The sequence below is a fragment of the Arenimonas sp. genome (genome assembly GCF_041913985.1).
Classification (GTDB): domain Bacteria; phylum Pseudomonadota; class Gammaproteobacteria; order Xanthomonadales; family Xanthomonadaceae; genus Arenimonas.
This window is the reverse complement of sequence record NZ_JAYSEG010000029.1, coordinates 1-25,050: the sequence shown is the minus strand read 5'-3', so window position 1 is coordinate 25,050 and position 25,050 is coordinate 1. Positions and strand designations below refer to the sequence as shown.

Genomic DNA, 25,050 nt, shown 5'->3' with positions numbered 1-25,050 from the left:
CCAAGCGCACCTCAGCCCAGCAGGCCCGCGTTGCCGTCCACGCCGATGAGCTTCGGCTGCTGGACCTGCTTGAGCGACACCGTCTTGCGGTCGCGCAGCCAGCCGGCCACCACGTCCCAGATCGGCTCGCCCTGCGCGCCTTCCGCCACCGGCGCCCAGCCGGCCACGCGGTAGGTCTTGTCGGCTTCCACCGCCACGCCGCCGATGCGCATGTCGCGGATGCGGTTGCCCATGGTGGCGTTCGGGTCGATCGAGTAGTCCATGCCGCCCACGCGCACCATGTCGCCGCCCTGCTGGTAATACGGGTCGGCGTTGAACAGGTTGTCGGCCACGTCCTCGAGCACGGTCTTGAGCATCGAACCCTTCATGTCGGTGAGGGTGGAGTGCGGGTAGGTGATGGCGGTCTGGTCCATCAGGTGTTCCATGCGGATCGTGTCGCCCGGCAGCAGCGACGTGCCCCAGCGGAAGCCCGGCGACAGCGCCACCTGGGCGCCCTTCACCTCGAGCATGGCGTCGAGGATCAGCTGGTCGAAGCTGCCGTTGAAGTTGCCACGGCGGTAGAGCAGCTCGTCGGTGCGGGCCAGCGGCTCGTCGAGCCTGGCCAGGTAGGGCGCGCGCACGTCGTCGATGAGCTTCTGCATGTCCCGGTCGGCGGCCAGCGCGTTCGCGAACACCGGCAGCAGGCGGTATTTCCAGCTGGCCACCTTGCCGTTTCGCACGTCGAAATCGAGCACGCCCAGGAACTTGCCGTTGCTGCCGGCGTTGGTCACCAGGGTTTCGCCGCCGGCGTTGCGCACGCGCGTGGGCATCGGCATGCCGTCGTGGGTGTGGCCGCCGAGGATGGCGTCCAGGCCGCGCACGCGCGAGGCGAGCTTGAGGTCCACGTCCATGCCGTTGTGCGAAAGCAGCACCACCACCTGCGCGCCTTCGGCGCGGGCGGCGTCGATGGCCACCTGCATGGCCTCTTCCTGGATGCCGAAGCTCCAGTCGGGCACCATCCAGGCCGGGTTGGCAATGGGCGTGTAGGGGAAGGCCTGGCCCAGGATGGCCACCGGCACGCCGTTCATCTCGCGGATGACGTAGGGCTTGAAGACCTGGTCGCCGAAGTCGCGCGTGTTCACGTTCTGCGCGACGAACTCCACCTTGCCGGCGAAGTCCCGGCTGATGATTTCCTGCACGCGCTCGGCGCCCAGGGTGAATTCCCAGTGGCCGGTCATCACGTCCACGCCGAGCAGCTTGCAGGCGTCGACCATGTCCTGGCCGTTCGTCCACAGCGCCGTGCCGGAACCCTGCCAGGTGTCGCCACCGTCGAGCAGCAGCGCGCCCGGGCGGGAATCGCGCAGCTGCTTCACCAGCGTGGCCAGGTGGGCGAAGCCGCCGACCTTGCCGTATTCGCGCGCGCCCCCGACGAAGTCCAGGCAGGTGAAGGCGTGTGCCTCCGGCGTGCCGGCGCGCAGGCCGAAGCTTTCCAGGAAAGCCTTGCCGACCACGTGCGGGGCGCGGTTGAGCGCTTCGCCGACGCCGATGTTCACCGACGGCTCGCGGAAGTGGATCGGCAGCAGCTGGGCGTGGCTGTCGGTGAAGTGCAGCAGGTGCACGTTGCCGTGGCGCGGCACGTCGTAGAGCCGCCGCATCGCCCGCGGGCTGCGCGCCAGCGCCGGGTCGGACTGGGCCAGGGCGGCGGCCGCGGCCGCCATGACGGACAGGAATTCGCGGCGCTGCATTTCAGTTCTTCCCGGGCGCTTCGAGGTTGACCGGCGACTGCGGGTCGAACAGGTAGGCCATCACGTCCTTGAGCTGCTGCTCGTCGAGGATCTTCTTCTCGCCGAAGCGCGGCATGTGCGAGCACGCGTTGTAGGCGTGCGAGTTCCACAGGCGCGTCCAGGTGTACTTGAGGATGGGTTCGCTGTTGCCGCGCAGCTTGCCGTACAGGCCCAGCGAAGGCGCGATGGTGCCGTAGGCGATCTCTTCCGCGGCCATCTGGTGGCAGGCATAGCAGTTGCCGCCGTTGGGCAGGTTCGGGTCGTCGTTGCTCTGCAGTCCGGTGCCGGTCTTGGCGATCTTCTCGCCGTTCTTCCAGTCGCCCAGGTAGTTGCCGTCGGCCGGGAAACGGATGCCGGCGTTGGCGGCTTCCATGATGGTGGTCACCAGCTCGGGCGGCACCGGCTTGCCTTCGTATTCGCTGCAGATGCGCTGGGTTTCGTCCTGGTCCAGGCGGTCCATGCCGGCCTGGCCGCGCGGGGCGAAGGAGCCGGTGATGTCGAGCGGCGCGTCGAAGGCGGCGGCGGTGTCGCCGGCCTTGGGCGCGTGGCCGCAGCCGGCCGCGAACAGCGCGGCGAGCAGCGGCAGGGAAGCGGTTCGGAGGGTCTTCATGGTCGGGGTCCTATCGCTTCAGGCCGGGCGAATCCATCACGGCGCCGTTGGCCTGCACGCCGAGGTAGGTGATCAGTCCGATGGCCACGTCGGAACCGTGCTGCAGGCCGGGCAGGCGCTGCTGGCGCATGCAGTCGTTCATGCGCCACTCGAGCGTGCGCACCGCGCCCTGGCTCAGGCGGTAGGCCGGCCAGGTCGGGAACGAGCCCTTGGCGCCCTCGACGGTGTTGAGCCGCGGCATGTCCTGCAGGCGGATGCGCTTGCCGTCGTGGGTGTGGCAGGTGGCGCAGGAAAAATCATGCGGGCCCGCACGGTAGTTGAAGAAACGCTTGCCGTTCTCGAAGGCCCGGCGTTCGGCCGGGTGCTGCTGCGGCACCGCCACCGTGGCCCCGCGCGACTGCGCGGCGATGAACGCCGAGAGCGCCTCGAGGTCGGTCTGCTGCTGGCCCTGCTCGGAGAACGGATGGGCACGCAGGGCCGAGACGTCCAGGCCCTGCTGCTTTTCCATGCACCACAGCAGGCGCATTTCCAGGTCCATCACCTGGCCCGCGTCCTCGAACCAGCGCGGCAGCTGCGCGTAGGCGCCCTGCAGCACGCCCGGGCCCAGGCCCAGGTCGCACTGCTCCAGCGAGGCCTGCTTCGGGCCGCGCACCGCACGCCAGATTTCCTCGCCCTGCATCTCGGCCAGCTCGGCCGGGTTGTCGTCGCCGAACATCTCGCGGTACTCCGCGAACACGTCGCTGCCCGACTGGGCGAAGCTAGCCGCCACCGGCGCCAGCGCGAGCGCCAGGCCGAGCACGAAGGTCTTGGGGATGGACTGGGTCATGGCATCACGCCAGTGCGACTTCGTCGCTGCGGGTGTCGCCCTTGTTGTCGGTCCAGGACACCTTGACCTTGTCGCCGGCCGCGCCGCCCTTGAACGAGAACTGCAGGAAGGGGTTCTGCGAGACGGCCGCGCCCCACTCCGCCGACAGCACTTCGCGGTCGTTGTGGTGCGCCACCACCGAGGTGATGAAGTGCGCGGGGACGACGGCGCCGGCCGAGTCCTTGCGCTGGCCGGTTTCCATCGGGTGGGACATCAGCACCTTCACTTCGGTGGTGTCGCCCTTGATCGTGGCGCGGATGCGCATCGGGTTGCCCATGTCTTTTCTCCTTCGAATGCTTCTGGATCAGCCGCCGCAGCCGCCAAGGGTGACCTTGGTCTCGCGCGACACCGAGTAGTTCTTGCCGTTGGCACGCACCACGGCGGTGAGGTTGCAGGTCTGCGCGACCTTCACGCGGGTCATCACGCTGGGCAGGGTGCCTTCGGGGATCGAGAACACCGCGACCAGCGGGTTCGGGTTGGCTTCGACCAGGATCGAGATCTGGTCGGTGCCCGGGATGTTGCTGGTGACGCTGACCGGCACCACGGCGCCGTTCTCGGCGATCTCCGGGGTCTGGAACACGATCTCGGCGCTGGTTTCGGCGGCGCCGCCGATGCCGGCCAGGGCGTCATTGACGGTGGTGGCGGTGAAGGCCGCCTCGGGGCGGACCAGCTTGGCCAGCGCACGCACCGGCCACGCCGCGGCGACGCCGAGCAGGGCCAGCGCGGAGGCGCCGGAGACGAGGAAGGAACGACGATTGAGGTTCATGGAAACTCCGTGTTGCGCGTGGGGTGGAAAGCGGGGATCAGGGCTTGGCGCCGCCGACCAGCCAGTCGACGATCAGTTCGAGGTCGGCGTCCGACAGGTTCGGCTGCGGCGGCATCGGCACCGGGCCCCAGGCACCGGAGCCGCCGGCCTTGATGCGGGCCTTGAGCGCGTCCCTGGCGTCGGCCTGGCCGGCGTACTTCTTGGCGACGTCGGCGAAGGCCGGTCCGACGATCTTGGCGTCCACGCCGTGGCAGGCCGAGCAGGCATTGCGGCTGAGCGCGTCGGTCGGCGCGGCGGCGCTGGCGGCGCCGGACAGGCCGGCCACGGCGAGCGCGGCCAGGGGAAGCAGGGTGCGGGTGTTTCGCTGGTTCATCGTGTTCGCCTTGCGTGGAATGGGGGTTATTCGGGCGCGCCGTCGAGCAGCCAGCGCACCAGGGTCTTCACCTGCTCGTCGTCGAGCTGCGGCTGCGGCGGCATGGGGATCGCGCCCCAGACGCCGGAGCCGCCGTTGCGGATCTTCCCGGCCAGGTACTCGGCAGCGTCGGCGCGGTCCTTGTGCTTCGCGACGATCTCGCGGAAGCCCGGGCCGACCAGCCTGGCGTCGATGCCGTGGCAGCCCAGGCAGGCATTGCCGGACAGCAGCTCGTTGGGCGCCTTCGACACCGCGGCCACTTCGGCCGGTGCCTCGCCTTCCGGCGAAGTGCGCGCGCCGCGGATGGCGCCGTATTCGCGGTTCTGCTTCTGCAGCTCGCCGTGGGCGTTGCGCGCGAAGTCGGGCAGGCTCGAGGTGACCTCGGCCGTCTCGCGGCAGTCCTTCATGCAGGCCTTGTTGCGGGTGTCGGGCTTGCCGTCCACCTTCCACAGGCCGTGGTCGAAGGTCATGCCGTTGCGGTTGGGCATGCGCGACTGCGCCCAGGCGATGTTCTCGTGACTCAGCACGTAGTCGGCCGGCACCACCTCGGCGAGGTTGAGCATGTAGGCCACCACCGCGTACACCTCGTCGGGCTTGAGCGACTTGGGCTTGTCCCAGGGCATGGCGCGGTTGATGAAGTCCCACAGCGTCGAGACGGTGGGCACCTTCATGATGGTGGTTCGGGTGGCGCCGGCCTGGGCCAGCGCGGCCACGCGGCCGGTTTCGATGTCCTGGGCGGTGGTGTTGCCGATCAGCGGCGGGAACACGTGGTTGGCGTCGCCGAAGTCGCCGTGGCAGGACGAGCACTTCTCGATCCAGATCTGCTCGCCGTCCATGACGCTGCCCGAACCCTCGGGCAGGCCCTGGAAGTCCGGGCGCACGTCGATGTCCCAGGCCTTCACCTCGGCCTCGGTGGCCGGGCGGCCCACGCCTTCGAAGGCGCCCGCGGCCGGCGCCAGCGCCAGCAGCAGCGCCAGGGACAGGCCCGTGAATTCAGGCGACCTGGACATTCGACACCTCGCCGTTTTCAGCGACCTTCCAGGTCTGGATGGCGTTGTTGTGGTAGACCGAACGGGTGCCGCGCACCGCGCGCAGCTGGCCGTAGGTGGGCTGCACGTAGCCGGTCTCGTCGATGACGCGGCTCTGCAGCAGCGCCGGCTCGCCGTTCCAGGCCCAGCCGATGTTGAAGCGGGTGAGCGCCTTGCTCAGTATCGGCGTCTCCAGGCGCGCGGTCTGCCAGGTGATGCCGCCGTCGAAGGAGACATCGACGCGCTTCACCTTTCCGCGGCCGGACCAGGCCAGGCCGGTGACGTTGTAGTAGCCCTTCTCCAGCAGCACCTGGCCGCCGGACGGCGAGGTGATGACCGACTTGGCCTCCTGGATCGAGGTGTACTGGCGCATGGTGCCGTCGGGCATGAGGTCGGCGTAGCCGGAGGTCTCGTCCTTGGTGGCATAGGGCTTGTCGCCCACTTCCAGCCGGCGCAGCCACTTCACCCAGCTCACGCCCTGCACGCCCGGCACCACCAGGCGCAGCGGGTAGCCCTGCTCCGGGCGGATCATCTCGCCGTTCATGCCGTAGGCCACCATGGCGTCGTCGAGCGCGCGCTCGATGTCGATGGTGCGGGTCATGCTGGAGCCGTCGGCACCCTCGGCGAGCAGGTACTTCGCGCGCTTGAGGTCGATGCCGCAGTCTTCCAGCAGCGTCGACAGCAGCACGCCGGTGTACTCCGAGCACGAGAGCATGCCGTGGGTGTACTGCACGGTCGGCACGGCCACGTTGCCCCATTCCATGGCGGAATTGGCGCCGCACTCGATGAAGTGGATGCGCGACACCGACGGCAGGCGCATCAGGTCGTCCATGGTGTAGACCTTGGGGGTCTTCACCAGGCCGTTGATCATCAGGCGGTGGCGGGCCGGGTCGATTTCCTGCCAGCCCTGGTGGTGGCGCTCGAAGTGCAGGCCCGACGGCGTGATGATGCCGAACAGGCCCTGCAGCGGGGTGAACGCCACCGAGGCCTGCGGCACGCTGGCCAGGCCGGGGCTTTCACGGCGGACCAGGTTCGATTCGTACTTCGCCGGCTGGCCGTAGGGGCGGTGCGCCACCGGCAGGCCGAGCGAGGTGGACCACGGCGGCAGGTTCAGGATGTCGGGGTCGCCCTCCTGCGCGGCGGCGAGGCGCGGCAGCGCGGCCGCGGCGGCGACGCCGGCGGCGGCGGTGAACATGCGGCGCATCCAGTCGCGGCGCTCTTCGTTGAAGCCTTCCTTGTTCACCGACTTGATGAAGTCGTTGTCGAGGAAGCCTTCCGGGGCCTTGAGCAGGCGCCCCGGGCGGGTGGATTCGGAACTCATCGGTGCGTCTCCCGCATCATCGTTTTCGTTGCGTGCTGGTACGATTCCACGCACATCCCCAACCGGCTGGCGGCATGAACCCGACGCGTGCACGACCTGGACTTTCCCTGCTCGGCGCCGCGCTGGCGCTGGCCACCGGCTGCGCCAGCGCCCCGGTGGCGGCGCTCGAGGCGGTGCGCGTCGGCGAACACAGCTGGTACTTCCACGGCGATTCCGGCGTGGCCAGCCAGGCCAACCGCGGCTACACCAGCAACGCCGGTTTCGTGGTCACCAACGACGGCGTCGTGGTGGTGGACGCGCTGGGCACGCCGGCGCTGGCGCGCGAAATGCTGGCGGCCATCCGCGCCGTCACCGACCAGCCCGTGCGCCGCGTCATCGTCACCCACTACCACGCCGACCACGTCTACGGCCTGCAGGTGTTCCAGGCCGAAGGCGCCGAGATCTGGGCGCGCAGCGAAGGCCAGGCCTACCTGGCCTCCGACCTCGCGCGCGAACGCCTGGCCCAGCGCCGCGTCGAGCTGGCGCCGTGGGTGGACGACAGCACCCGCGTGCTGCCCGCCGACCGCTGGATCGAATTCAAGGCCACCGACAGCGAGGCCTTCTCGCTGGGCGGCGTGGATTTCCGCCTGGTCACCGGCGGCCATGCGCACGCGCCCGACGACATGATGCTGCTGGTCGCGGACGACGCCGTGCTGTTCGCCGGCGACCTGTACTTCAGCGGTCGCCTGCCCTTCGTGGTGGACGGCAACACGCGCGGCTGGCTGGCCGCCATCGAACGCATGCAGGCCGCCGGCGCCAGGGTCGTGGTGCCGGGCCATGGCGAAGCCTCGGAAAGCGTCGCCGCCGACCTGGCGCTCACCGGCGGCTACCTGCGTTTCCTGCGCACGGAACTCGGCCGCGCCGTGCAGGACATGGTTCCCTTCGACGAGGCCTACGAGCGCATCGACTGGAGCAGGTACGCGAACCTGCCCACCTTCGAGGCCGCCAACCGGCGCAACGCCTACACCGTGTACCTCGAGCTCGAAGCCGAGGCTCTCGGGTCCGCGGGCGGCGGCTGAGGCGATCACGGGGGCGGCCAGGAAGGGCATGGATCAGTCCAGGCCCACCACCGGGTGGCCCAGCGTGGTCCACTCGTGCATGGAGCCGTCGTAGAGCTTCACGCCTTCGACGCCCAGCACTTCGCTCAGCACGAACCAGGCACCGGCGGCCATGTGGCCGGTGTTGCAGTACACGATGCTGCCGGCCTCGGGCTTCACGCCCACGGCGCCCAGCACCTGGCGGTAGCGGTCGGCGGTGAAGAAGCCGCGCGCCAGGCCGGCTTCGCGGGTGCGCACGTCCGGCGCGAAGTTCACCGCGCCTTCGACGTGGCCGCCGGCCGTCACCGCCGGCTTCTTGAAGAACAGGCCCAGGTACTGCGGCGCCGGGCGCGCGTCCACCAGCTGCGGGCTGGCCTGGCCGGGCTTGAGGTCGGCCGCGGCGGCGAACCACTTCGCCTGCAGCTCGCCGGCGGTCCAGTTGCCCGCGGCGGGCGTGGTGGCGGCGTCGGTCACCAGCGGCAGGCCGGCCTGGCCCCAGGCGGCGTTGCCGCCGTCGAGCAGCGCCATCGCTTCGTGGCCGTGTACCTTCAGGGTCCAGTACAGGCGCGCGGCCATGTCGGATTCATCGAAGCTCTCGCCCGGCGAAGTGATCACCAGCACGTCGCCCTGGTTCACGCCCCAGCCGCGCACCAGCGCCTGCACCTGTTCGCGCGGGGGCAGCATCTTGTCGATCTTCTTGCCGTCGACGGTGATGCTGACGCGCAGGGTGTTGAAGTCCACCGGGCGGGCGCCGGGCACGTGGCCACCGACGGTGACCAGCTTCTTGCTGCCGTCTTCGGCGGTCTCGTATTCCGGCGCCCCGGTGAAGGCGTCCAGGCCATTGCGCACGTCGAGCACCACCACGGCGTCGCGGTTCTGCTGCAGCCACTCGGGGCTGACCACCGGGCCGGGCAGTTCCACCGCGGCGAGCGGCGCCGACAGCAGCGCGGAGAGCGAGAACATCAGGGCATAGGGTTTCATGGTCCTTCCTTCAGCCCCGGGCCGGGGCGGTGGCGTGTTCAAGGCGGGCGAACTGGCGCCCGAGGTCGAGCGTGCATTCGGACAGCAGCTCGGTTCGGCGGTCTTCGAACAGGTTCGGCCGGCGCGGCAGTTCATGGGCGATGCGCTGGTCGCGCTGGGCGAGCAGCCAGTCCAGCTGCGGGCGGAACAGGCGCGTCACGGCGCCCAGCCAGCGGTGCACCAGTTCCAGCCGGCGCGGCGTGCGCACGTCGAAGCGGTCGAGCATGGCGCCCACCGCCTCGGCCGGCTGCAGCACCTCGTCGGTGACCCAGCGGTTGGTGGTGAAGGCGCGCAGCGGCAGTCCCGCCGCGTTCACCGACACGCCGGCCAGGTGGGTGAAGGCGGGCTTGCCGCCGTTGCCCGGCACGCGCTGGAACAGGTGGAAGTGGCCGTGCTCGCGCCTGGCCGCGCTGTCCGGATGCGCGTGGTAGTAGTAGCGGAAACCCGTGGCCGGATCGAGCACGTCGTCGGCGGGCAGGTGTTCCCACTCGCCCAGCGAAGTGCGCGGGTGCATCAGCTCGGTCACCACGTTCCGGCCCTTGCGGTGCAGCGCATGCAGCACGTCGAGCAGCTCCGAGCCGGCCGCGCGCAGGGCGGGCAGGTTTTCGTCGCGGCCGGCGAGGCGTGGCAGGGTCGGGGACATGGCGGGCTCAGGCGTGGGCCGGCTTCAGGCGCAGGGATTGCGCGCCTTCTTCTTGCGCGGCGCCGGGGCGCAGGGGTTGGCCGGCTTCCTGGGCGCGGCGGCGGGGGGCGCCGGGGCCGGCGCGGCGGCCGGCGCGGCGGCCGGGGCAGCGGCCTTGTCCTTGTCGGCGTCCTGCGCCTGCTCGGTGGCCTGCGCGGGCTCCTGCGCCGGCTTGGCGTCCTGGGCGAAGGCGGCCGGGGCCAGCGCGCCGGCGACGAGCATCAGCGCCGAGAGACGGGCGGTGAGCGTGGTGCTGTGGGAGGTCTTGCTCATGGTCTTGCTCCTGGAATCAGTGCGGCCGCTCAGGCGGCTGCCTTGGGACGGGCGGTGAACCAGCCGACGACGGCGGCGACGGCGGTCAGCGCCACCAGCACCACCCAGTCGGGCACGCCGGCGAGTTCGGAAAGGGTCTGCGCCTCGGGGCCGGGCAGCGCCTCAAGCATGGGCAACAGGAAGTCGTAGGCACCGGCGAACAGCCAGGTGCCGGCGATGATGCCGATGAAGAACACCAGGCCGTCGATGCGGCCCGACATGAAGCCGACCACCGAGGTGCCCGGGCAGTAGCCACCGATGGCCATGCCGGCACCCACGCCCACGCCGCCGAGCGCCGTGGCCCAGAGGTAGGTGGTGGGGATGTAGACCTGCTCCATGTCCACCAGGCCGGCCAGGCGCAGCACGTACAGGCCCACGGCGCAGACCAGGATGGCGGTGAACATCACGTTGAACACGGCCCAGTCCTGGAAGCGCAGCTGGGCGGTGAGCTTGCAGCCGCTGGCGAAGCCGGCGCGCTCGAGCGCGAAGCCGAACACGAGGCCGCAGAGCAGGCCGGAGATGATGCCGTCGAAGCCGATGGGGAAAGTCATTTCCAGAGCCTCCGGGTGAGCAGGCCGAACACCGCGCCCGAAATGAAGAAGCCGCCGAGGAAGACGAAGCCGGCGGTGGCCAGCGTGGCCGCGCCGGAGAGGCCCAGGCCGCTGGTGCAGCCCAGCGAGATGCGCGCGCCGAAGCCCGCGACCATGCCGCCCAGCAGGGCCATGGCGACGCGGCCGGGCTTGCCGAGCGCGCCCGGGCCGTCGAGCTGGATCTTGAAGCGGCGGGCGCTGAGCGCGCCGATCAGCGCGCCGAAGGCCACGCCGATCACCTGCCAGGTGATCCAGGCGTCGAGCGGGTTGCGGCCATCCTCGACCATGCCGCCGAAGTAGCTGTTGGCTTCGGTGGCGGCCGGGGCCACGACCTGCGCGCTCTTCGCGGCCAACGCGGTGGTGAAGCCGCTGCCGCCGAGGCCGTGGCCGGTGAGCACGAAGGTGAGCAGCAGGCCGAGGCCAAGCAGCACGCCCGCCGCGTGAGGACGCCAGAGCGGCTTGGCGCCGGCCTCGCAGGCGCTGGAACCAGGGATGGAACTCATGATTCGATACCCCTACCCGTATGAGTATGACTGGCGCGCAAGGTGCGCTGCGGTCACGGGACTGTCAACCTTGCGATGCAACAAATAATCGTTTCACTTGTAACCATCACCGCCTGACCGCCAACTTCGTCGCAGTTCCGATCGCATGGATTTCCGTCTCGACATTCCCGAACTCGCGCTCGGGCCACTGCTGCTGCCAGGCGGGCTATGGCTGGCACTGGCGCTGTTCGCGGCCGCGCTGCTCGCCGCGCGCTGGCGCCGTCGCGGCGAACGCGAAGGCTTCGCCGGCGACGAACGCGCGCTCTGGTGGGCCCTGTTCGCCGGCGCCTGCGGCGCGCGGCTGGCTTACGTGCTGCTGCACGCGGGCGCCTACGCCGACGCGCCAACCAGCCTGCTCAACCTGCGCGACGGCGGCTGGTCGCTGGCGGGTGGCCTCGCGGCGGTCGGCGGGTTGCTGCTGTTCGTCGGCTGGCGGCGCCCGGAACGACGACCGGGCCTGGTTGCCGGCGCACTGGGCGCGTCGCTCCTGCTGCTGCTCGTGGGCGCGCTGTCGTTCGAACGCGAACCGACGCGGCCGCCCGCGCCGCGTTTCGCGCTCGAACGCCTGGCCGATGGCGTGGCCGACGACCTGCACGGCCGCGGCCCGGTGCTGGTGGTGCTGTGGGCCACCTGGTGCCCGTCCTGCCGGCGCACGCTGCCGCGCCTGCGCGAGGCGGCGCCACGTCACCCGGGCATCCGCATCGCCTACCTCAACCAGGGCGAGGCCCGCGCCGAGGTGCAGGCCTACGCCGACGAACACGCCCTGCCCGCCGCGGACGTGCTGCTCGACCCGGCGTCGCGCTGGGGCCAGGCCGCGGGCGCCATCGGCTACCCCACGCTGCTGCTGCTCGACGCCGACGGCCGTGTCGCCGCGCGCGCCGTGGGCGAACTGTCGGAGGCGCGCATCGCCGTGCTCCTTGCTACCCTCGGGCCCTGAACCCGACGCCGGAGCAACCGCCCATGGAAACCAAGACCATCGAGGTCCACCTGGAACAGCAGGAGGGTTACGCCTTCCGCGTCAGCTTCGGCGACGGCATCGACGACCTGATGACCGACGAACCCGCGCCGCTGGGCGCCGGCGCCGGCCCGAATCCGTCGAGGCTGCTGCTCGCGGCGATCGCGAACTGCCTGGCCGCCAGCCTCACCTTCGCGCTGCGCAAGTTCGGCAACGCGCCGGGCCCGCTGCGGGCGAAGATCAGCGGCGAGATGGCCCGCAACGAAGCCGGGCGCTGGCGCATCCCGCGCGTGCGCGCCGAGATCGACATGGCCGAGGGCCCGGGCGCGCACAAGTCGCTCGAGCGCATCCTGGCCCAGTTCGAGGATTTCTGCGTGGTCACGCAGAGCGTGCGCGACGGCATCGAGGTGGACGTGGTGGTGCGCGACGCCGACGGCCGCGTGCTGGTGGGCGACAAGAGCTTCGAAGCCGGCGCCTGAGCGCCGCGGTTCAGCCGGCCACGTCGCCGTCCACGTAATACCAGCGCCCGCCTTCGCGCAGGAAGCGGCTGGTTTCGCGCATCCGCCCGGCGCTGCCGCCGCCCTGGCGGTAGCGCGCCACGAACTCCACCACCGCGCGGTCGCCGTCGGCGGCGTGGCGCTTCACGTCCAGGCCCAGCCAGCACAGCGGCGGCTGTTCGTCGAAGGCCAGCGTGGCCGGGCGCGTCGAAGGGTGCCAGGTGGCGAGCAGGTAGTCGGCCAGGTGCAGCGCATAGGCGCTGTAGCGCGAACGCATCAGCGCCTCGGCGTCGGGCGCCGGCGAACCGGCGTGCAGCGGACCGCAGCAGTGCGCGTAGTCGCCGCGGCCGCAGGGGCAGGCCTCAGGCGGACTTGCGGGCATCGAGGATCAGCCGCGCGATGGCGGCGTCGCCCTTCTCGATCAGTTCCACCGGGGTGTACTGGAAGCCGGTGACCACCATGGCTTCGCCCACGCACCATTCGCGCTGTTCCTTGCTCAGCGACACGGCGCCGGCGGCGGCGGCGGCCAGCAGTTCCGGCGTGGGCACGGTGTCCTGCGGCTCGGGCGCGCGCTTCACCGGCGCGCTGCCGCTGGCGGCTTTCTCCGCCTCGGCCTTGAGCCAGGCCACGCGGGCCAGGCCCACGGCCAGGCGGTCGCCGGCGTCGCGCAGGCTGGGCACGGCGCTGGCGAGCGCGCCGAGCAGGGCGTCGCGCTCCACCTCGATGGCCTGCTGGGCCTTTTCAAGCTGCTGGATGCGCTGTTCGGCGGCCTTGAGCATGCCTTCGAGCTGCAGGATTTCCGTGGCCGGGTCGGCCAGCGACCTGGCGCCGAGCAGGCGCATCACCTTTTCGCTCAGCCGGGCGTGGATGGCCGGGTCGGAAAACTTCAGGTCGCGCGCGGCGGTCTGCCAGGCCAGCGCCACCTGGCTCACGGTCTGGGTCTTTTCGGACGGGGTGCCGGGCGCGGCCTCGTTCACCGGCGCGGCGGCCGGCGCCAGGCTGGCGTTGGCCACCTGCTGGATGGCCAGGTCCAGGCGCTCGCACAGCTCTGTCTTCTGGAAATCGCGCGCGAGCTTGCGCAGCTCGATGCGGCAGTCGATCAGCAGGGGGCGCAGGTCCTTCATGCCGGCATTCTATGCCGGGCCGGGGGCGCCCGGGCGTCAGGGCGCCAGCAGGAAGTTCAGCAGGTTGTTCTGGACGTAGGGGTTGACCGACAGCTGGTCGTGGCGCTCGCACAGGAAGAAGCTGCTGGCGGCCGGGAAGGCCTCGATGCCGGCGCCCACGCCTTCGAACTGGCCGCGGCCGAGCTGCGACTCGCGGGTGACCAGGCCGTCGCCGGGCACCATCAGCAGGCGCTCGTAGTCCACCCCGGCCACCTTGTGGCGCAGCTCGCCCGGGCGGATCACCAGGCGTTCGCTGCGCGGGTCGCGCGGGTCGCGGTCGAGCACGGCGCGGCCCGGGGTGAGCGTGCAGTCGCCGCCCAGCACGGCCACGTCGGTGCCGGTCGGCGGCGCCGGCTGGCCCAGGGCCAGCTGCAGCTGCTTCGCCCGCGCCAGGTGGCGCACGAAGTAGGCCTGCAGTTCGGCCATCTGCAGCGCGCCGGTTTCGTGGTCGGGCGCCGCCGCCAGCACCCGCGCCTCCACTTCGGGCGAGAAGATGCCCCAGCGGCGCACGCGCCAGGCGTCGGCGTTGTAGATGTCGAAGTCCAGCGGCTTGCCGTCGGCGCTGTAGATGACGCCGGCGTCGGGGTGCGGCAGGGTTTCGAACGGCGTGGCGAAGGTCACCAGCACTTCCACCGGCACCGTGCGCAGCGCGATCTTGACGCCCTGCTGCAGGCGCTCGAGGCTCACCACCGAGCCCATGGCCGGCGTGCCCAGCAGCACCATGCGGCGGATGCGCCTGCCGCCCTCGTCCCAGGGCGTGAACTGCGCCTGGTCGAGCACGTCGGCGGTGCCGTAGCGCAGGTAGTAGTTGGCGATCAGGCCGCCATTGCTGTGCGCCAGGATGTCGACCGCCAGGTCGGGGTCGTCGTAGTCGCGGCGGATCTGCTCGATCAGTTCGTGCAGCTGGCGCACGGCGTGGATGTTTTCCTTGCGCCAGTCGTACAGCAGCACGTAGTAGCGGCGGCGGTCGTCGTCGCCGTGCACGGGCACGCCGGGCTTGCCGCGCTGGAAGCGGCCCACGCGCTCGAGCGCGTCGATCAGCGCCTCGTAGTAGTCCACCCGCGCCACGCCGTAGAACAGGTCGCCCGGCACCAGGCCGCCGCCGCGGGCTTCCACCTCGCGTACGCGGGCCAGTTCGCGGTAGTTGCTGAAGGCCAGGGTGCCCAGCGAACCCGGCCAGTACTCCTTGCCGGTGTCGCGCTCGACCAGGGTGGAGCCCATCAGGCCGTGGATCAGGATGACCGGCGGCTGCGCCGGGTCCAGCGGCTGGGTTTCGTAGAGCCGCGCCAGGTCGGGCCGCTGGCCCGAACTGGCGCAGCCCGCCAGCACGAGGCTGGCGAGCACGATCATCAGCAGTTGGCGGAGACGGAACATCATGGGGCGCGGATTCTCACACGCGGCCGGTGAACGCCGGCACCGCCAGAAGTCCCGGTCGGGCTCAGGCGGCGGCGGTTTCGCGCAGCGCGGGGTAGTCGGTGTAACCCTCGGGGCCGGGGCTGTAGAGCTTGCTGGCGTCCATCTCGGCCAGCGGCTTGCCGGCGAACAGGCGGGCCGGCAGGTCCGGGTTGGCGATGAAAGGACGGCCGAAGGCGATCAGGTCGGCCAGGCCGGCGGCCAGGTCGGTTTCGGCGCGCGCGGCGTCGTAGTCGCCGGCCAGGATCAGCGTGCCTTCGTAGCGGGCGCGCACCTCGGCCACCAGGCCCTCGGGCAGCGCGCCCGGGGTGGCGATGAGGCTGAGGTAGGCGATGCCACGGCGGGCCAGTTCGTCCACCAGGGCCAGGAAGTCCTCGCGTTCGCCCGGGAAACCGGCCTCGAGGTCGTTGAACGGGTTGAACGGCGAGACGCGCACGCCGACGTGGCCGGCGCCGATGGCGGCGATGGTGGCGTCGACGATTTCCAGCAGGAAGCGCGCGCGGTTGGCGCCGTTGCCGCCGTATTCGTCGGTGCGCTGGTTCGACTTCGGGTTCAGGAACTGGCCCGGCAGGTAGCCGTTGGCCGCGTGCACTTCCACCAGGTCGATGCCGGCCTCGCGCGCCAGGATGGCGGCGCGGACGTATTCCTCGCGGGTGGCGGCGATGTCGGCGGCGGTCATTTCGCGCGGCACCGGGTGCGGCTGCATGCCCGAGGTGTCGGTCCACACCTGGCCGGCCGCGGCGATGGCCGACGGGCCCAGCACTTCGGCGCCGGCCGGCAGGTTGGCGGCGTGGCCGATGCGGCCGCTGTGCATCAGCTGGATCGACAGCTTCGCGCCGCCGGCGTGCACGGCCTTGGCCACCTGGGCCCAGCCGCGCGCCTGCTCGGCGTTGAAGATGCCCGGGATGCGGGAGTAGCCCAGGCCGTTGGGCGAGGGCGAGACGCCCTCGGTGATGACCAGGCCGGCGCCGGCGCGCTGGCCGTAGTACTCGGCCATCAGGGCGTTGGGCAGGTTGCCCTCGGCGCGGGAACGGGTCATCGGGGCCATCACCACGCGGTTGCGCAGGGTCAGGCCGGCCAGGGTGTGCGGGGTGTTCAGGCGGGTGGTCATGGGGAAAGCCTCCGTGGGATGGGCATAGGATGGGTGTCGCCTTTCTGGTAACAAAGGCCGTCTGGCGACACGTATCGTTTCCGTAGAAGCACGAATCCGTGACGCCGCGCCGACACTCCGCGCGCTGGAATGCGGTATGCGCGCCCTCCTCCTTCTCGGTGTCCTGCTGCTGGCCGGCGGCCCCGCCGCCGCCGCGCCATTCGCCAATTCCCGGCTGGAAACCGTGGCCGGCGTCGAGGTGCACGTCAGGCACTGGCCGGCCGAAGGCCCGGCCACGGGCTGCCCGGTGCTGCTGCTGCACGGGCTGGGCGGCTCCACCTTCTCCTTCCGGGCACTGGCCCCGGCCCTGGCCGCCGCCGGCCACCCGGTCTGGGCCCTGGACCTGCCGGCCTACGGCTACAGCGCCCGCCGCCCCTTCCCCGACACCGCCGGCGCGGCGCTGGCGCCGTGGCTGCAGGCCCAGGCCGGCGGGCAGGCCTGGTGCCTGCTGGGCCATTCCATGGGCACGCGGGTGGTGGCCGAGCTGGTGCTGGCCCTGCCGGGCCGGGTGGCGGCCGTGGCCTACGTGGCCGGCAACCCGATTCCTTCGGCGCGCGAGCTGCGCGGCCGCGAGCGCTTCCGCTCGCCCAAGCTGCGCCAGTGGTTCGCCGGCTGGGTGGAACGCCGCTATCTGAAGGAAGAAAAGATCGGCGAATTGCTTGGGAAAGCGTATGGCCGGCCGCCGCGCGCCGAGGAAGTGGCGGGTTACCTGGCGCCGCTGCAGAAGCCCGGCACCGCGCTGGCCATCATGAACGGCTACGCCGCGCGCTGGCCCGAAACCCCGCGCGGCGAAGACCTCGACCAGGTACCCAGCCTCATCCTCTGGGGCGAAAACGACGCCTGGGTGAAGCCCGAGGTGGCCGACCGCCTGCAGGCCGCGCTGCCCGCGGCGCGGCGCGTCACCCTGGCCGGCGCCGGCCACTGCCCGATGGAAACCCACCCCGGCGAAACCGCCGACGCGGTGCTCGCGCACTTCGGCGGCGGGGCCGCGCTGGCCCGGGCCGACCGGGGCGCGCGGCGCTGAAGACGCTCCGGCCGGGCCTGCGCTAGTCTGGGGGCCAGCCCCCGCTCCGGAGCCCGCGCATGTCCCTGTTCCGCCCGCTCTGCCTCGCCCTCGCCGCCGGCCTCGCGCTGGCCGCCTGCGCCACGCCGCCGCAGGAAACCGCGCCGCCCGCCGACGCCGACACCGGCGCCCCGGAATTCGCCGAGGCGCCGCCGCCCGCCATGGACGCCCCCGTTGCTCCCGAGGAACCCGCCATGACCTGTGACCCCGCCCCCGGCCAGTGGGCCGTCGGCCAGATCGCCGACGAAGCCCTGGTGGCCAAGGTTCGCGCCGACACCCATTCCGACCGCGTCCGGGTCATCCGCCCGGGCATGGCCGTCACCATGGACTGGCGCGAAGACCGCCTGAATCTCGAAGTGGACGCCGACAACCGCGTGCTGACGGTGCGCTGCGGCTGAACAATGCGTCTGCTGGCGCACCAGGTCCTTAGGCGCGTCGCGTTCTGGTCGGGCCTGGCGGTGCTGGGCGCCACCGGGCTGGGTTACCTGTACGCCTACGACGCCTCGCGCGATCGCGCGCTGGCACAGATGCAGGCCTTCGCCGAAAACCAGGGCCGGCACGAAGAGCAGGCCTTCCGCGACGCGCAGGCGCACCTGGACCACTTCCGCGCCGAATTCCTGCGCCGCTACCAGGACGCCGCCGTGGACTACGGCGCGCGCTTCGACGCCCTGTACGCCGCCGGCGCCGACGGCGCGCTGCGCCTGGATCCTTCCTGGTACCGCGGCCATCGCACCGCCGACGGCCGCTACGCGGTGCACACCACCGGCTTCGTCGGCACGAAGCACCCGCCCCTGGACGACGATTTCCGCCGCCGGCTGGTGATCGCCACCGAGCTGGCGGCCGAGCTGGGCCCCGCCTGGGGCGAGCCCTTCGCCAACCTGCACGTCTCGCTGCCGGAAAACGCGATGGTGCTCTATTGGCCCGGCACGCCCTGGGGCCGCCAGGCCCGCGCCGACCTCGACATCACCGCCGGCAAGGTGGTGGCCGCCACGCTCCGGGCCAACAACCCGGAACGGCAGCCGGTGTGGTCGGGCCTGTATTTCGACCTCACCGCGCGGCAGTGGACGGTCACCTACCAGCTGCCCGTGGACAGCGCCGACGGCCGGCACCTGGTGAACCCCAGCCACGACATCCTGCTCGACGCCCTGCTGGCGCGGCTCGAGCGCAGCCGCCTGCCGGGCGCGCAGGTGCTGCTGCTCAGCCGCGACGGCCACCTCATCGCCGGCCCCCGCGAAATGGCCGAACGCGACCGCGAGCGCGGCGTGCTGCACGTGGACGAGCTCGACGACCCGCTGCCCGCGCGCGTGCACCGCCTGGCCAGCGAACACATGGACCAGGGCCATGCTTCGCACGTGATGCACGACGCGGAAAGCGGCGCCTACCTGGCCTTCACCCGCATCGACGGCCCGGACTGGCGCCTGGTGACGCTCTTCCCCGAGGACGAGATCGCCACCGTGGCGCACAAGGCTGCGATGATGATGCTGGTGCTGGGCCTGGCGCTGCAGCTGATCCTGCTGGTGACGGTGGGCAGCGTGCTCGACCGCCGCGTTAGCCAGCCCATCCGCCGCCTGCGCGACGCCGCCGACGGCCTGGCCCGCGGCGAAGCCCCGGCCGAAGCCGGCGCCGGCCTGCCCGCCGACCAGGACAACGAGATCGGCAGCCTGGTGCGCAGCTTCCGGGCACTGGCGGCCAAGGTGGAACAGCGCCAGCACGAACTCGAGGACACCGTGGCGGTGCGCACGCGCGCGCTGGCCGAGGCCAACGAGCAGCTCGAACAGCTCAGCCGCACCGACGGCCTCACCGCCCTGCCCAACCGCCGCGCCTTCGACGCCGACCTGGCCCAGGTGGTGGCCAGCCAGGAGCCGCTGAAGGCCATGGCCCTGGGCATGCTCGACGTGGACGCGTTCAAGGCCTACAACGACACCCTCGGCCACGAGGCCGGCGACCACGCGCTGCGCCAGGTGGCGGCCGTGCTGGCCGGGCAGATGCGCCGCGACGTGCGCTGCTACCGCTACGGCGGCGAGGAATTCGCGGTGCTGTTCACCGCCATCGCGGTGCCGCATGCCGAACGCATCCTGCGCCGCATCCTGGAAGACGTGGCCGCGCTGGCCCTGCCGCACCCGGCCAGCCCGCACGGCGTGGTCACCGTCAGCGCGGGCCTGGCCAAGAGCTACGGCGCCGGCGAAGACGCGGCCTCGCTCATCCGCGCCGCCGACCGCCAGCTCTACGCCGCGAAGGCCAGCGGCCGCAACCGGCTGGCGGTGGGCTGAGCCGCGGGCTCAGTGCGAAAACAGCACCGGCAGGCGCGCGCCCTGCAGCACGGTGCGGGTGACGCCGCCGAACACCTGCTCGCGCCAGCGCGAATGGCTGAAGCCGCCCATCACCAGCAGGTCGGCCACGCATTCGCGGGCGTGGTCGAGGATGGCTTCGCCGGTGCTTCGCACGCCGCGTTCCACCACCGCCACCTGGGCGTGGCAGCCGTGCCGCGCCAGGTGCCGGGCGATGTCGGCGCCGGGCGCTTCGCCATGGCCCAGCGCGGTGGGTTCGGGGTCCACCACCACCACGTCCACGCGGGCGTCGCGCGGCAGCCAGGGCAGGGCGTCGTGCAGGGCGCGGCTGGCTTCGCGGCGCGGCTGCCAGGCCAGCACCACGCGGCGCGGCGGCACCATGGGCTTCACCTTCTCCGGCACCAGCAGCACCGGGCGGCCGCTGTGCATGAGCAGCGCGTCGAAGCCCACGGCGAAGCGCGCGGTGCGGTCGTCGGCCAGCGGGCCGCCGAACACGCACAGGTCGGCGTAACGGCCGTGCAGGGCGGCCACCTCCTCGGGCCAGGCCAGGGGCGAATCCACCACGCGCACTTCGTGCGGCACGCCGGCGGCGGCCAGGCGGTCGCGCGCGGCCTGAGCGGTGTCCTCGGCCAGTTTGCGCAGCAGGTCGTAGCCGGCCTGGTCCAGGCCCGCGCCGGTGATGCCCCACTCGGTGGCGAAAGGCACCGGCGTGTGCACCACCGAGAGCGCGGCCACGTGGCTGTCGTGGGCCTTCGCGAACGCGGCGGCGGCGTCGAGCGCACCGGCGTCGGTGGCGGTGCCCTGCAGGAAGACGAACAAGTCGCGGATCATGGCAATTCCTCCGGGAAGCCTTCGGGACAACGCCGCGGGGCGGCCTGATGCGGCCACGCTACGCCGCGGGGGCCGCGGCGCGTTGACCTCGGTCAAGCCTACGCCGGCCGCGTGTCTCATGCCCTGAGACGGCCCGGGCCTGCAATGGCCTCCCCGCCCCGGACGCCGCCCGCCATGCCTTCCACCGCCCTCGCCCGCCACGACGCCCGCGCCCTGGCGCTCGACCCCGCCACGCCGGCCGAGCTGCCCGGCAGCCCGCGCGCCCGCGACCCGCGCCAGCTGGCCGAGCGCCTGCAGCACAAATACGGCGACCGGGTGACCGGCCACTTCGTGCAACCCGCGCGCGACGGCCGCTACGCGCCGCTGCCCGCCGACCTGCCGCCGAACCTGGCCGATGCCCTGCGCGAACGCGGCATCGGCCAGCTCTACAGCCACCAGGCGGAGGCCTGGGAAGCGGCGCAGGCCGGCAAGCACTTCGTGGTGGTCACGCCCACCGCCTCGGGCAAGAGCCTGTGCTACACGCTGCCGGTGGTGTCGGCCGCCATGCGCCAGCAGGCCAAGGCGCTGTTCCTGTTCCCCACCAAGGCGCTGGCGCAGGACCAGGTGGCCGAGCTGCTGGAACTCAACCGCGCCGGCAACCTGGGCCTGCGCTGCCACACCTTCGACGGCGACACGCCCGGCGACGCCCGCCAGGCCGTGCGCCTGCACGCCGACCTGGTGGTGTCCAACCCCGACATGCTCCACCAGGCCATCCTGCCGCACCACACCAAGTGGGCGCAGTTCTTCGAGAACCTGCGCTACGTGGTGGTCGACGAAGTGCACACTTACCGCGGCGTGTTCGGTTCGCACCTGGCCAACGTCATCCGCCGGCTGAAGCGGGTGTGCGCGTTCTACGGCGCGAACCCGCAGTTCATCCTGTGCTCGGCCACCATCGGCAACCCGGGCGCGCACGCCGAGGCGCTGGTGGAGGCACCGGTGCAGGCCATCACCGAATCGGGCGCGCCGGTGGGCGAAAAACACCTGCTGCTGTGGAACCCGCCGGTGGTGAACCCCGACCTTGGCCTGCGCGCCTCGGCGCGTTCGCAGTCCAACCGCATCGCCCGGCTGGCCATCCGCGCGGGGCTCAAGACGCTGGTGTTCGCGCAGTCGCGCACCATGGTGGAAGTGCTCACCAAGTACCTCAAGGACGTGTTCGACCACGACCCGCGCAAGCCGCCGCGCATCCGCGCCTACCGCGGCGGCTACCTGCCGAACGAGCGCCGCGAGGCCGAGCGGGCCATGCGCGCGGGCAGCGTGGACGGCATCGTCAGCACCTCGGCGCTCGAGCTCGGCGTCGACATCGGCGCGCTCGACGTGGTGGTGCTCAACGGCTACCCCGGCTCGGTGGCCGCCACCTGGCAACGCGTGGGCCGCGCGGGGCGGCGCCAGCAGCCGTCGCTGGGCGTGCTGGTGGCCACGTCCGACCCGCTCGACCAGTACCTGGTGCGGCACCCTGACTTCTTCGCCCAGGCCAATCCCGAACACGCGCGCATCGCGCCCGACCAGCCGCTGATCCTGCTCGACCACCTGCGCTGCGCCGCCTTCGAACTGCCCTTCCTGCGCGGCGAAAGTTACGGCCCGCTCGACCCGGCGCCCTGGCTTGACGTGCTGGCCGAAACCGGCGTGCTGCACGCCGAGGGCGAACGCTGGGACTGGATCGCCGACAGCTACCCGGCCAACGCGGTGAGCCTGCGCTCGGTGGCCGACGGCAACTTCGTGGTGGTGGACCGCACCGACGGCGCCCAGAAGATCATCGCCGAGGTGGACTATTCCGCCGCCGCGCTCACGCTCTACGAAGGCGCCATCCACATGGTGCAGTCGGTGCCCTTCCAGGTGGAGCGGCTCGACTGGGAAGGCCGCAAGGCCTACGTCACGCGTACGCACGTCGACTACTACACCGACGCCATCGACTACACCAAGCTCAAGGTGCTCGAGCGCTTCGACGGCGTGCGCGCTGGCGACGGCAGCGCCCAGCACGGCGAGGTGCACGTGGTGCGGCGCGTGCCCGGCTACAAGAAGATCCGCTACTACACGCACGAGAACATCGGCTACGGCCCGGTGAACCTGCCCGACCAGGAAATGCACACCACCGCGCTTTGGTGGCAGCTGCCGCAGGACACGCTGGAGCAGGCCTTCGGTTCGCGCCAGGATGCGCTCGACGGCTTCCTGGGCGCGGCCCACGCGCTGCACGTGGTGGCCACGGTGGCGGTGATGGCCGAAGGCCGCGACCTGCGCCAGGCGGTGGGCAGCGGCGACGGCGCCTGGTTCGCACACGCCGACGGCCGCGGCCGCGGCCAGCTGCGCGGCGCCGGCGGCGAAACCGCCAGCCCCGAAACGGCCGAACGCTTCACGCCCACCGTGTACCTGTACGACAACTACCCCGGCGGCATCGGCCTGAGCGAACCGCTGTGGCGGCGGCAGGCGGAACTGGTGCAGCGCGCACGCGCCCTGGTGGCCGCCTGCGACTGCCGCGCCGGCTGCCCCGCCTGCGTGGGCCCGGTGCTGGCCGGCGACGAGGACAAGTCCGAAGCCACGCCGAAAGCGCTCGCCGCCAAGGTGCTGGCGCTGCTGGAGCCGGCGGCGTGAGCGCGGCGCTGGCGGAAAAATTGCGGGCGCTGCAGCGGCAGGCGGGGAAGGAGCGCCCTCTCCCCGTCCCTCTCCCCCGAGGGGAGAGGGGTTGGGGAGACGGCACAACCTCGCCCCAGCCTCCCCGCCCCCAAGTCCCCGAAAACATCCGCCGCCTGCTCGGCCTTCGCACGCGCACGCTGGCGGCGGTGCCGTCCACGCCGCGCGTGCTCGACCGCCACCTGCCCGGCGAGGAAATCGCCCCCGGCCTGCGCTACTTCGAATCCCGCCACGAAGCACCGCCGCTGCCCGCCATGCTCGACGCCAGCTTCGCCAAGGGCTTCGACACGGTCGAGGCCGCGCGCCTGCTCTGCTTCGACACCGAGACCACCGGCCTTTCCGGCGGCACCGGCACGCGCGCCTTCATGGTGGGCGCCAGCGACCTGGTGGACGGCCAGCTGCGCATCCGCCAGCTGCTCTCCACCACGCTCGCCGCGGAAACCGCGATGCTGGAAGCCTTCGCAGGCTGGCTCGAACCCGGCACGGTGCTGGTGAGCTACAACGGCCGCAGCTACGACGCGCCGCTGCTCAAGGCGCGCTACCGGCTGGCGCGGCTGCCCTGCCCGGTCACGCCGCTGGCGCACCTGGACCTGCTGCACCCGGTGCGCCGCCGCTACCGCGGCCAGTGGGAAAACTGCCGCCTGGCCACCGTGGAGCGCCGCCTGCTGCGCGTGCTGCGCGAAGACGACCTGCCCGGCAGCGAAGCCCCGCGCGCCTGGCGCGACTACCTGCAGGGCGGCCCCGCCACCGACCTGCGCCGCGTGCTGGCGCACAACCACACCGACGTGCGCAGTTTGCTGCAACTGCTCACCCACCTGGCTGAAGCCGCTCCTACACAAGCTCGGAGCGCGGAACGGCCAGGGTGAAGGCCGCCTCGGCCACCACCTTGCCATTCACCTGCAGCTGCACGCGATGCAGGCCGGGGTGGTAAACGCGGGTGGTGATGGGCCTGAGCGAATGTTTTTTCTCCAGCCGTCGCGTCTCGCGCGGGCCGAGTTCCAGCTTCCAGCCCTTGAACACCTTGGGCGACGTGCCGCCGTTCGCCTTCACGTGGTGCACCACGTAGTCCACCACCAGAGACTGCGCGCGCGGCGAGGACGAGGCCAGCGTGGCCACCAGCGCCACGCCGCCGCCCACCGAAGCCCGCTTGGGCGACACCGCCAGCGTCGCCTCGCCGCGGAAGGGTTTGCCCAGCCCCCAGGCGCCCAGCACGCGCGGATCGCCGCGTTTCACCAGCGTGCGGCTGGCGTGCCGCAGCAGCGCCGTGCGCTCCGCGGGCGCACCGGGCAGGTGTTCTTCCAACCAGCCGGCGACGAGCCCGGGATGGTCCTTGGCGATGTCGTTGAGGTGGTTGGCCACGCTGCGGCGCACGTAGGCGCTGGGGTCGTCCTGCAGCGCGCGCAGCAGCGGCAGCGTGGGCGACGGGTCGGCGATGAGCGACTTCACCTGCAGGCCCCAGGGCAGGCGCGGGCGGCTGCCTTCGCTGGTCCAGCGGCGCACGTGCGCGCTGGGGTCGGTGCTCCAGCGGTGCAGGTGCGCCATCGTCAGGTCCAGGTGGTTCACCAGGAAGGGCCGCACCGCGAATTCGCTGGTGAAGCGCTGGGTGAGTTCGCGCAGGGCCAGCAGACCCCGTTCGGGCGCGGCCTGGCCGCGACGGGCGAGGTATTCGCCCAGCGGCCAGCCGATCCAGCCGGCCAGGCCGGCGTCGGTGATGCCGAAAGCCAGGCTGTCGTCGGTGGCGGCCGGCGCCAGCGCGGTTTCGATGATGCCGGCGGCGCGGTCGAAGTCGTCGGGCAGCGTGGCCTCGAGCGCGTCGGTGATGTGCATGGCGCGGGCCTTCATTTCCAGCGCCTCGAGCCCGTCGAGCGCCCGCGCCTCGAAGGCCCGGCGGTCGAAGCCACGCCACGCGCGCTGCAGGTGGTGCGCGCAGGCACGCACCAGCGAGGCGTTGATCAGGTTCTTGAACGGTTCCGCCACGGCGGCTTTCCTGTAGGAGCGGCTTCAGCCGCGAAGCTTCTCGCGAAAAGCTTCGCGGCTGA

Annotated in this window: 27 protein-coding genes; 8 read left to right on the top strand and 19 right to left on the bottom strand. The window is 71.7% G+C overall.

The features are described 5' to 3' along the window. Nucleotides 1-11: 11 nt before the first annotated feature. From soxB to soxC, 8 genes are read right to left on the bottom strand one after another with little or no spacing between them, the layout of a single operon-like run. A complete protein-coding gene (soxB, locus tag ACE3Q2_RS10330) occupies nucleotides 12-1,724 on the bottom strand; it encodes a thiosulfohydrolase SoxB (protein ID WP_374473954.1) in 1,713 nt (570 codons plus the stop codon). Between the two features lies 1 nt (nucleotide 1,725). Next, the gene (gene soxX, locus ACE3Q2_RS10325; RefSeq protein WP_374473953.1) at nucleotides 1,726-2,373 is read right to left on the bottom strand and encodes a sulfur oxidation c-type cytochrome SoxX; all 648 of its coding nucleotides are present in this window, start codon (nucleotides 2,371-2,373) and stop codon (nucleotides 1,726-1,728) included. A 10-nt stretch (nucleotides 2,374-2,383) separates the two neighbouring features. Beyond that, nucleotides 2,384-3,199: a sulfur oxidation c-type cytochrome SoxA gene (gene soxA, locus ACE3Q2_RS10320; protein ID WP_374473952.1), complete on the bottom strand. Its 816-nt coding sequence runs from the start codon at nucleotides 3,197-3,199 to the stop codon at nucleotides 2,384-2,386. A gap of 4 nt (nucleotides 3,200-3,203) precedes the next feature. Further along, on the bottom strand, nucleotides 3,204-3,515 hold the full coding sequence (soxZ, locus tag ACE3Q2_RS10315) for a thiosulfate oxidation carrier complex protein SoxZ (protein ID WP_374473951.1): 312 nt from the start codon (nucleotides 3,513-3,515) through the stop codon (nucleotides 3,204-3,206). A gap of 27 nt (nucleotides 3,516-3,542) precedes the next feature. Further along, the gene (gene soxY / locus ACE3Q2_RS10310) at nucleotides 3,543-4,004 is read right to left on the bottom strand and encodes a thiosulfate oxidation carrier protein SoxY (protein WP_231696338.1); all 462 of its coding nucleotides are present in this window, start codon (nucleotides 4,002-4,004) and stop codon (nucleotides 3,543-3,545) included. 37 nt (nucleotides 4,005-4,041) lie between these two features. Beyond that, nucleotides 4,042-4,377 carry a c-type cytochrome gene (locus tag ACE3Q2_RS10305; RefSeq protein WP_231696337.1) on the bottom strand — a complete coding sequence of 112 codons (336 nt, stop codon included), beginning with the start codon at nucleotides 4,375-4,377 and terminating at the stop codon, nucleotides 4,042-4,044. Nucleotides 4,378-4,403: 26 nt separating this feature from the next. Further along, complete coding sequence (locus ACE3Q2_RS10300; RefSeq protein WP_374473950.1) at nucleotides 4,404-5,426, bottom strand: c-type cytochrome; 1,023 nt, start codon at nucleotides 5,424-5,426, stop codon at nucleotides 4,404-4,406. Continuing rightward, nucleotides 5,410-6,765, bottom strand: coding sequence for a sulfite dehydrogenase (gene soxC, locus ACE3Q2_RS10295; protein WP_374473949.1), 1,356 nt, complete (start codon nucleotides 6,763-6,765; stop codon nucleotides 5,410-5,412). Before soxC ends, ACE3Q2_RS10300 begins: the two co-directional genes overlap by 17 nt. A gap of 74 nt (nucleotides 6,766-6,839) precedes the next feature. Here soxC and ACE3Q2_RS10290 point away from each other — a divergent pair, with 74 nt between their 5' ends. Next, nucleotides 6,840-7,823: an MBL fold metallo-hydrolase gene (locus ACE3Q2_RS10290; protein WP_231696334.1), complete on the top strand. Its 984-nt coding sequence runs from the start codon at nucleotides 6,840-6,842 to the stop codon at nucleotides 7,821-7,823. A 33-nt stretch (nucleotides 7,824-7,856) separates the two neighbouring features. On the opposite strand, the gene ACE3Q2_RS10285 is transcribed toward ACE3Q2_RS10290, so the two are convergent. Genes ACE3Q2_RS10285 through ACE3Q2_RS10265 form a run of 5 tightly spaced genes read right to left on the bottom strand, consistent with a single transcriptional unit; the run spans nucleotide 7,857 to nucleotide 10,948 of the window. Next, nucleotides 7,857-8,822, bottom strand: a complete 966-nt coding sequence (locus ACE3Q2_RS10285) for a sulfurtransferase (protein WP_374473948.1) — start codon at nucleotides 8,820-8,822, stop codon at nucleotides 7,857-7,859. Nucleotides 8,823-8,832: 10 nt separating this feature from the next. Beyond that, nucleotides 8,833-9,504 (bottom strand): hypothetical protein, encoded by a 672-nt coding sequence (locus tag ACE3Q2_RS10280; RefSeq protein ID WP_374473947.1) that lies wholly within the window; start codon nucleotides 9,502-9,504, stop codon nucleotides 8,833-8,835. Between the two features lie 24 nt (nucleotides 9,505-9,528). Further along, nucleotides 9,529-9,816 (bottom strand): hypothetical protein, encoded by a 288-nt coding sequence (locus ACE3Q2_RS10275; protein ID WP_374473946.1) that lies wholly within the window; start codon nucleotides 9,814-9,816, stop codon nucleotides 9,529-9,531. Nucleotides 9,817-9,845: 29 nt separating this feature from the next. Further along, entirely contained in the window at nucleotides 9,846-10,406 is a 561-nt protein-coding gene (locus ACE3Q2_RS10270; protein WP_043803421.1) for a DUF6691 family protein, read from the bottom strand. Further along, complete coding sequence (locus tag ACE3Q2_RS10265; protein ID WP_231696330.1) at nucleotides 10,403-10,948, bottom strand: YeeE/YedE thiosulfate transporter family protein; 546 nt, start codon at nucleotides 10,946-10,948, stop codon at nucleotides 10,403-10,405. The genes ACE3Q2_RS10270 and ACE3Q2_RS10265 overlap by 4 nt, the downstream gene beginning before the upstream one ends. 145 nt (nucleotides 10,949-11,093) lie before the next feature. On the opposite strand from ACE3Q2_RS10265, the gene ACE3Q2_RS10260 reads away from it, so the two are divergent. Then, nucleotides 11,094-11,924 (top strand): TlpA disulfide reductase family protein, encoded by an 831-nt coding sequence (locus ACE3Q2_RS10260; RefSeq protein WP_231696329.1) that lies wholly within the window; start codon nucleotides 11,094-11,096, stop codon nucleotides 11,922-11,924. 23 nt (nucleotides 11,925-11,947) lie between these two features. Beyond that, on the top strand, nucleotides 11,948-12,421 hold the full coding sequence (locus tag ACE3Q2_RS10255; RefSeq protein WP_043804001.1) for an OsmC family protein: 474 nt from the start codon (nucleotides 11,948-11,950) through the stop codon (nucleotides 12,419-12,421). 10 nt (nucleotides 12,422-12,431) lie between these two features. Here ACE3Q2_RS10255 and ACE3Q2_RS10250 read toward each other — a convergent pair whose 3' ends face one another. From ACE3Q2_RS10250 to ACE3Q2_RS10235, 4 genes are all read right to left on the bottom strand, one after another. Then, nucleotides 12,432-12,821, bottom strand: a complete 390-nt coding sequence (locus tag ACE3Q2_RS10250) for a YchJ family protein (protein WP_374473945.1) — start codon at nucleotides 12,819-12,821, stop codon at nucleotides 12,432-12,434. Further along, the gene (locus tag ACE3Q2_RS10245; protein WP_231696327.1) at nucleotides 12,802-13,563 is read right to left on the bottom strand and encodes a hypothetical protein; all 762 of its coding nucleotides are present in this window, start codon (nucleotides 13,561-13,563) and stop codon (nucleotides 12,802-12,804) included. Before ACE3Q2_RS10245 ends, ACE3Q2_RS10250 begins: the two co-directional genes overlap by 20 nt. 36 nt (nucleotides 13,564-13,599) lie before the next feature. Then, nucleotides 13,600-14,979 carry an esterase/lipase family protein gene (locus ACE3Q2_RS10240; RefSeq protein ID WP_374473944.1) on the bottom strand — a complete coding sequence of 460 codons (1,380 nt, stop codon included), beginning with the start codon at nucleotides 14,977-14,979 and terminating at the stop codon, nucleotides 13,600-13,602. A gap of 61 nt (nucleotides 14,980-15,040) precedes the next feature. Beyond that, complete coding sequence (locus tag ACE3Q2_RS10235) at nucleotides 15,041-16,126, bottom strand: alkene reductase (protein WP_231696325.1); 1,086 nt, start codon at nucleotides 16,124-16,126, stop codon at nucleotides 15,041-15,043. 136 nt (nucleotides 16,127-16,262) lie between these two features. Between ACE3Q2_RS10235 and ACE3Q2_RS10230 the strand changes: the two genes are divergently transcribed. The 3 genes from ACE3Q2_RS10230 to ACE3Q2_RS10220 are packed head-to-tail and all read left to right on the top strand — an operon-like array spanning nucleotide 16,263 to nucleotide 19,498. Beyond that, nucleotides 16,263-17,189, top strand: a complete 927-nt coding sequence (locus tag ACE3Q2_RS10230) for an alpha/beta hydrolase (protein WP_231696324.1) — start codon at nucleotides 16,263-16,265, stop codon at nucleotides 17,187-17,189. 59 nt (nucleotides 17,190-17,248) lie between these two features. Then, a complete protein-coding gene (locus ACE3Q2_RS10225) occupies nucleotides 17,249-17,626 on the top strand; it encodes an I78 family peptidase inhibitor (protein WP_374473943.1) in 378 nt (125 codons plus the stop codon). A 3-nt stretch (nucleotides 17,627-17,629) separates the two neighbouring features. After that, complete coding sequence (locus ACE3Q2_RS10220; protein ID WP_374473942.1) at nucleotides 17,630-19,498, top strand: diguanylate cyclase domain-containing protein; 1,869 nt, start codon at nucleotides 17,630-17,632, stop codon at nucleotides 19,496-19,498. Nucleotides 19,499-19,507: 9 nt separating this feature from the next. Here the strand turns inward: ACE3Q2_RS10220 and ACE3Q2_RS10215 are convergent, their stop codons facing one another. Further along, nucleotides 19,508-20,347: a universal stress protein gene (locus tag ACE3Q2_RS10215; protein ID WP_231696321.1), complete on the bottom strand. Its 840-nt coding sequence runs from the start codon at nucleotides 20,345-20,347 to the stop codon at nucleotides 19,508-19,510. 174 nt (nucleotides 20,348-20,521) lie between these two features. Between ACE3Q2_RS10215 and ACE3Q2_RS10210 the strand changes: the two genes are divergently transcribed. Both ACE3Q2_RS10210 and ACE3Q2_RS10205 read left to right on the top strand, forming a co-directional pair. Continuing rightward, a complete protein-coding gene (locus tag ACE3Q2_RS10210) occupies nucleotides 20,522-22,972 on the top strand; it encodes a DEAD/DEAH box helicase (protein WP_374473941.1) in 2,451 nt (816 codons plus the stop codon). Further along, the gene (locus tag ACE3Q2_RS10205; protein WP_231696319.1) at nucleotides 22,969-23,877 is read left to right on the top strand and encodes a ribonuclease H-like domain-containing protein; all 909 of its coding nucleotides are present in this window, start codon (nucleotides 22,969-22,971) and stop codon (nucleotides 23,875-23,877) included. The genes ACE3Q2_RS10210 and ACE3Q2_RS10205 overlap by 4 nt, the downstream gene beginning before the upstream one ends. On the opposite strand, the gene ACE3Q2_RS10200 is transcribed toward ACE3Q2_RS10205, so the two are convergent. Then, a complete protein-coding gene (locus ACE3Q2_RS10200; protein WP_231696318.1) occupies nucleotides 23,843-24,988 on the bottom strand; it encodes a DNA alkylation repair protein in 1,146 nt (381 codons plus the stop codon). The genes ACE3Q2_RS10205 and ACE3Q2_RS10200 overlap by 35 nt on opposite strands. Nucleotides 24,989-25,050 lie beyond the last annotated feature (62 nt).

Coding starts and splice junctions, on each gene's coding strand:
- soxB (WP_374473954.1), bottom strand. CDS start 1,724: ATGCAGCGCCGCGAATTCCTGTCCGTCATGGCGGCCGCGGCCGCCGCC.
- soxX (WP_374473953.1), bottom strand. CDS start 2,373: ATGAAGACCCTCCGAACCGCTTCCCTGCCGCTGCTCGCCGCGCTGTTC.
- soxA (WP_374473952.1), bottom strand. CDS start 3,199: ATGACCCAGTCCATCCCCAAGACCTTCGTGCTCGGCCTGGCGCTCGCG.
- soxZ (WP_374473951.1), bottom strand. CDS start 3,515: ATGGGCAACCCGATGCGCATCCGCGCCACGATCAAGGGCGACACCACC.
- soxY (WP_231696338.1), bottom strand. CDS start 4,004: ATGAACCTCAATCGTCGTTCCTTCCTCGTCTCCGGCGCCTCCGCGCTG.
- ACE3Q2_RS10305 (WP_231696337.1), bottom strand. CDS start 4,377: ATGAACCAGCGAAACACCCGCACCCTGCTTCCCCTGGCCGCGCTCGCC.
- ACE3Q2_RS10300 (WP_374473950.1), bottom strand. CDS start 5,426: ATGTCCAGGTCGCCTGAATTCACGGGCCTGTCCCTGGCGCTGCTGCTG.
- soxC (WP_374473949.1), bottom strand. CDS start 6,765: ATGAGTTCCGAATCCACCCGCCCGGGGCGCCTGCTCAAGGCCCCGGAA.
- ACE3Q2_RS10290 (WP_231696334.1), top strand. CDS start 6,840: ATGAACCCGACGCGTGCACGACCTGGACTTTCCCTGCTCGGCGCCGCG.
- ACE3Q2_RS10285 (WP_374473948.1), bottom strand. CDS start 8,822: ATGAAACCCTATGCCCTGATGTTCTCGCTCTCCGCGCTGCTGTCGGCG.
- ACE3Q2_RS10280 (WP_374473947.1), bottom strand. CDS start 9,504: ATGTCCCCGACCCTGCCACGCCTCGCCGGCCGCGACGAAAACCTGCCC.
- ACE3Q2_RS10275 (WP_374473946.1), bottom strand. CDS start 9,816: ATGAGCAAGACCTCCCACAGCACCACGCTCACCGCCCGTCTCTCGGCG.
- ACE3Q2_RS10270 (WP_043803421.1), bottom strand. CDS start 10,406: ATGACTTTCCCCATCGGCTTCGACGGCATCATCTCCGGCCTGCTCTGC.
- ACE3Q2_RS10265 (WP_231696330.1), bottom strand. CDS start 10,948: ATGAGTTCCATCCCTGGTTCCAGCGCCTGCGAGGCCGGCGCCAAGCCG.
- ACE3Q2_RS10260 (WP_231696329.1), top strand. CDS start 11,094: ATGGATTTCCGTCTCGACATTCCCGAACTCGCGCTCGGGCCACTGCTG.
- ACE3Q2_RS10255 (WP_043804001.1), top strand. CDS start 11,948: ATGGAAACCAAGACCATCGAGGTCCACCTGGAACAGCAGGAGGGTTAC.
- ACE3Q2_RS10250 (WP_374473945.1), bottom strand. CDS start 12,821: ATGCCCGCAAGTCCGCCTGAGGCCTGCCCCTGCGGCCGCGGCGACTAC.
- ACE3Q2_RS10245 (WP_231696327.1), bottom strand. CDS start 13,563: ATGAAGGACCTGCGCCCCCTGCTGATCGACTGCCGCATCGAGCTGCGC.
- ACE3Q2_RS10240 (WP_374473944.1), bottom strand. CDS start 14,979: ATGATGTTCCGTCTCCGCCAACTGCTGATGATCGTGCTCGCCAGCCTC.
- ACE3Q2_RS10235 (WP_231696325.1), bottom strand. CDS start 16,126: ATGACCACCCGCCTGAACACCCCGCACACCCTGGCCGGCCTGACCCTG.
- ACE3Q2_RS10230 (WP_231696324.1), top strand. CDS start 16,263: ATGCGCGCCCTCCTCCTTCTCGGTGTCCTGCTGCTGGCCGGCGGCCCC.
- ACE3Q2_RS10225 (WP_374473943.1), top strand. CDS start 17,249: ATGTCCCTGTTCCGCCCGCTCTGCCTCGCCCTCGCCGCCGGCCTCGCG.
- ACE3Q2_RS10220 (WP_374473942.1), top strand. CDS start 17,630: ATGCGTCTGCTGGCGCACCAGGTCCTTAGGCGCGTCGCGTTCTGGTCG.
- ACE3Q2_RS10215 (WP_231696321.1), bottom strand. CDS start 20,347: ATGATCCGCGACTTGTTCGTCTTCCTGCAGGGCACCGCCACCGACGCC.
- ACE3Q2_RS10210 (WP_374473941.1), top strand. CDS start 20,522: ATGCCTTCCACCGCCCTCGCCCGCCACGACGCCCGCGCCCTGGCGCTC.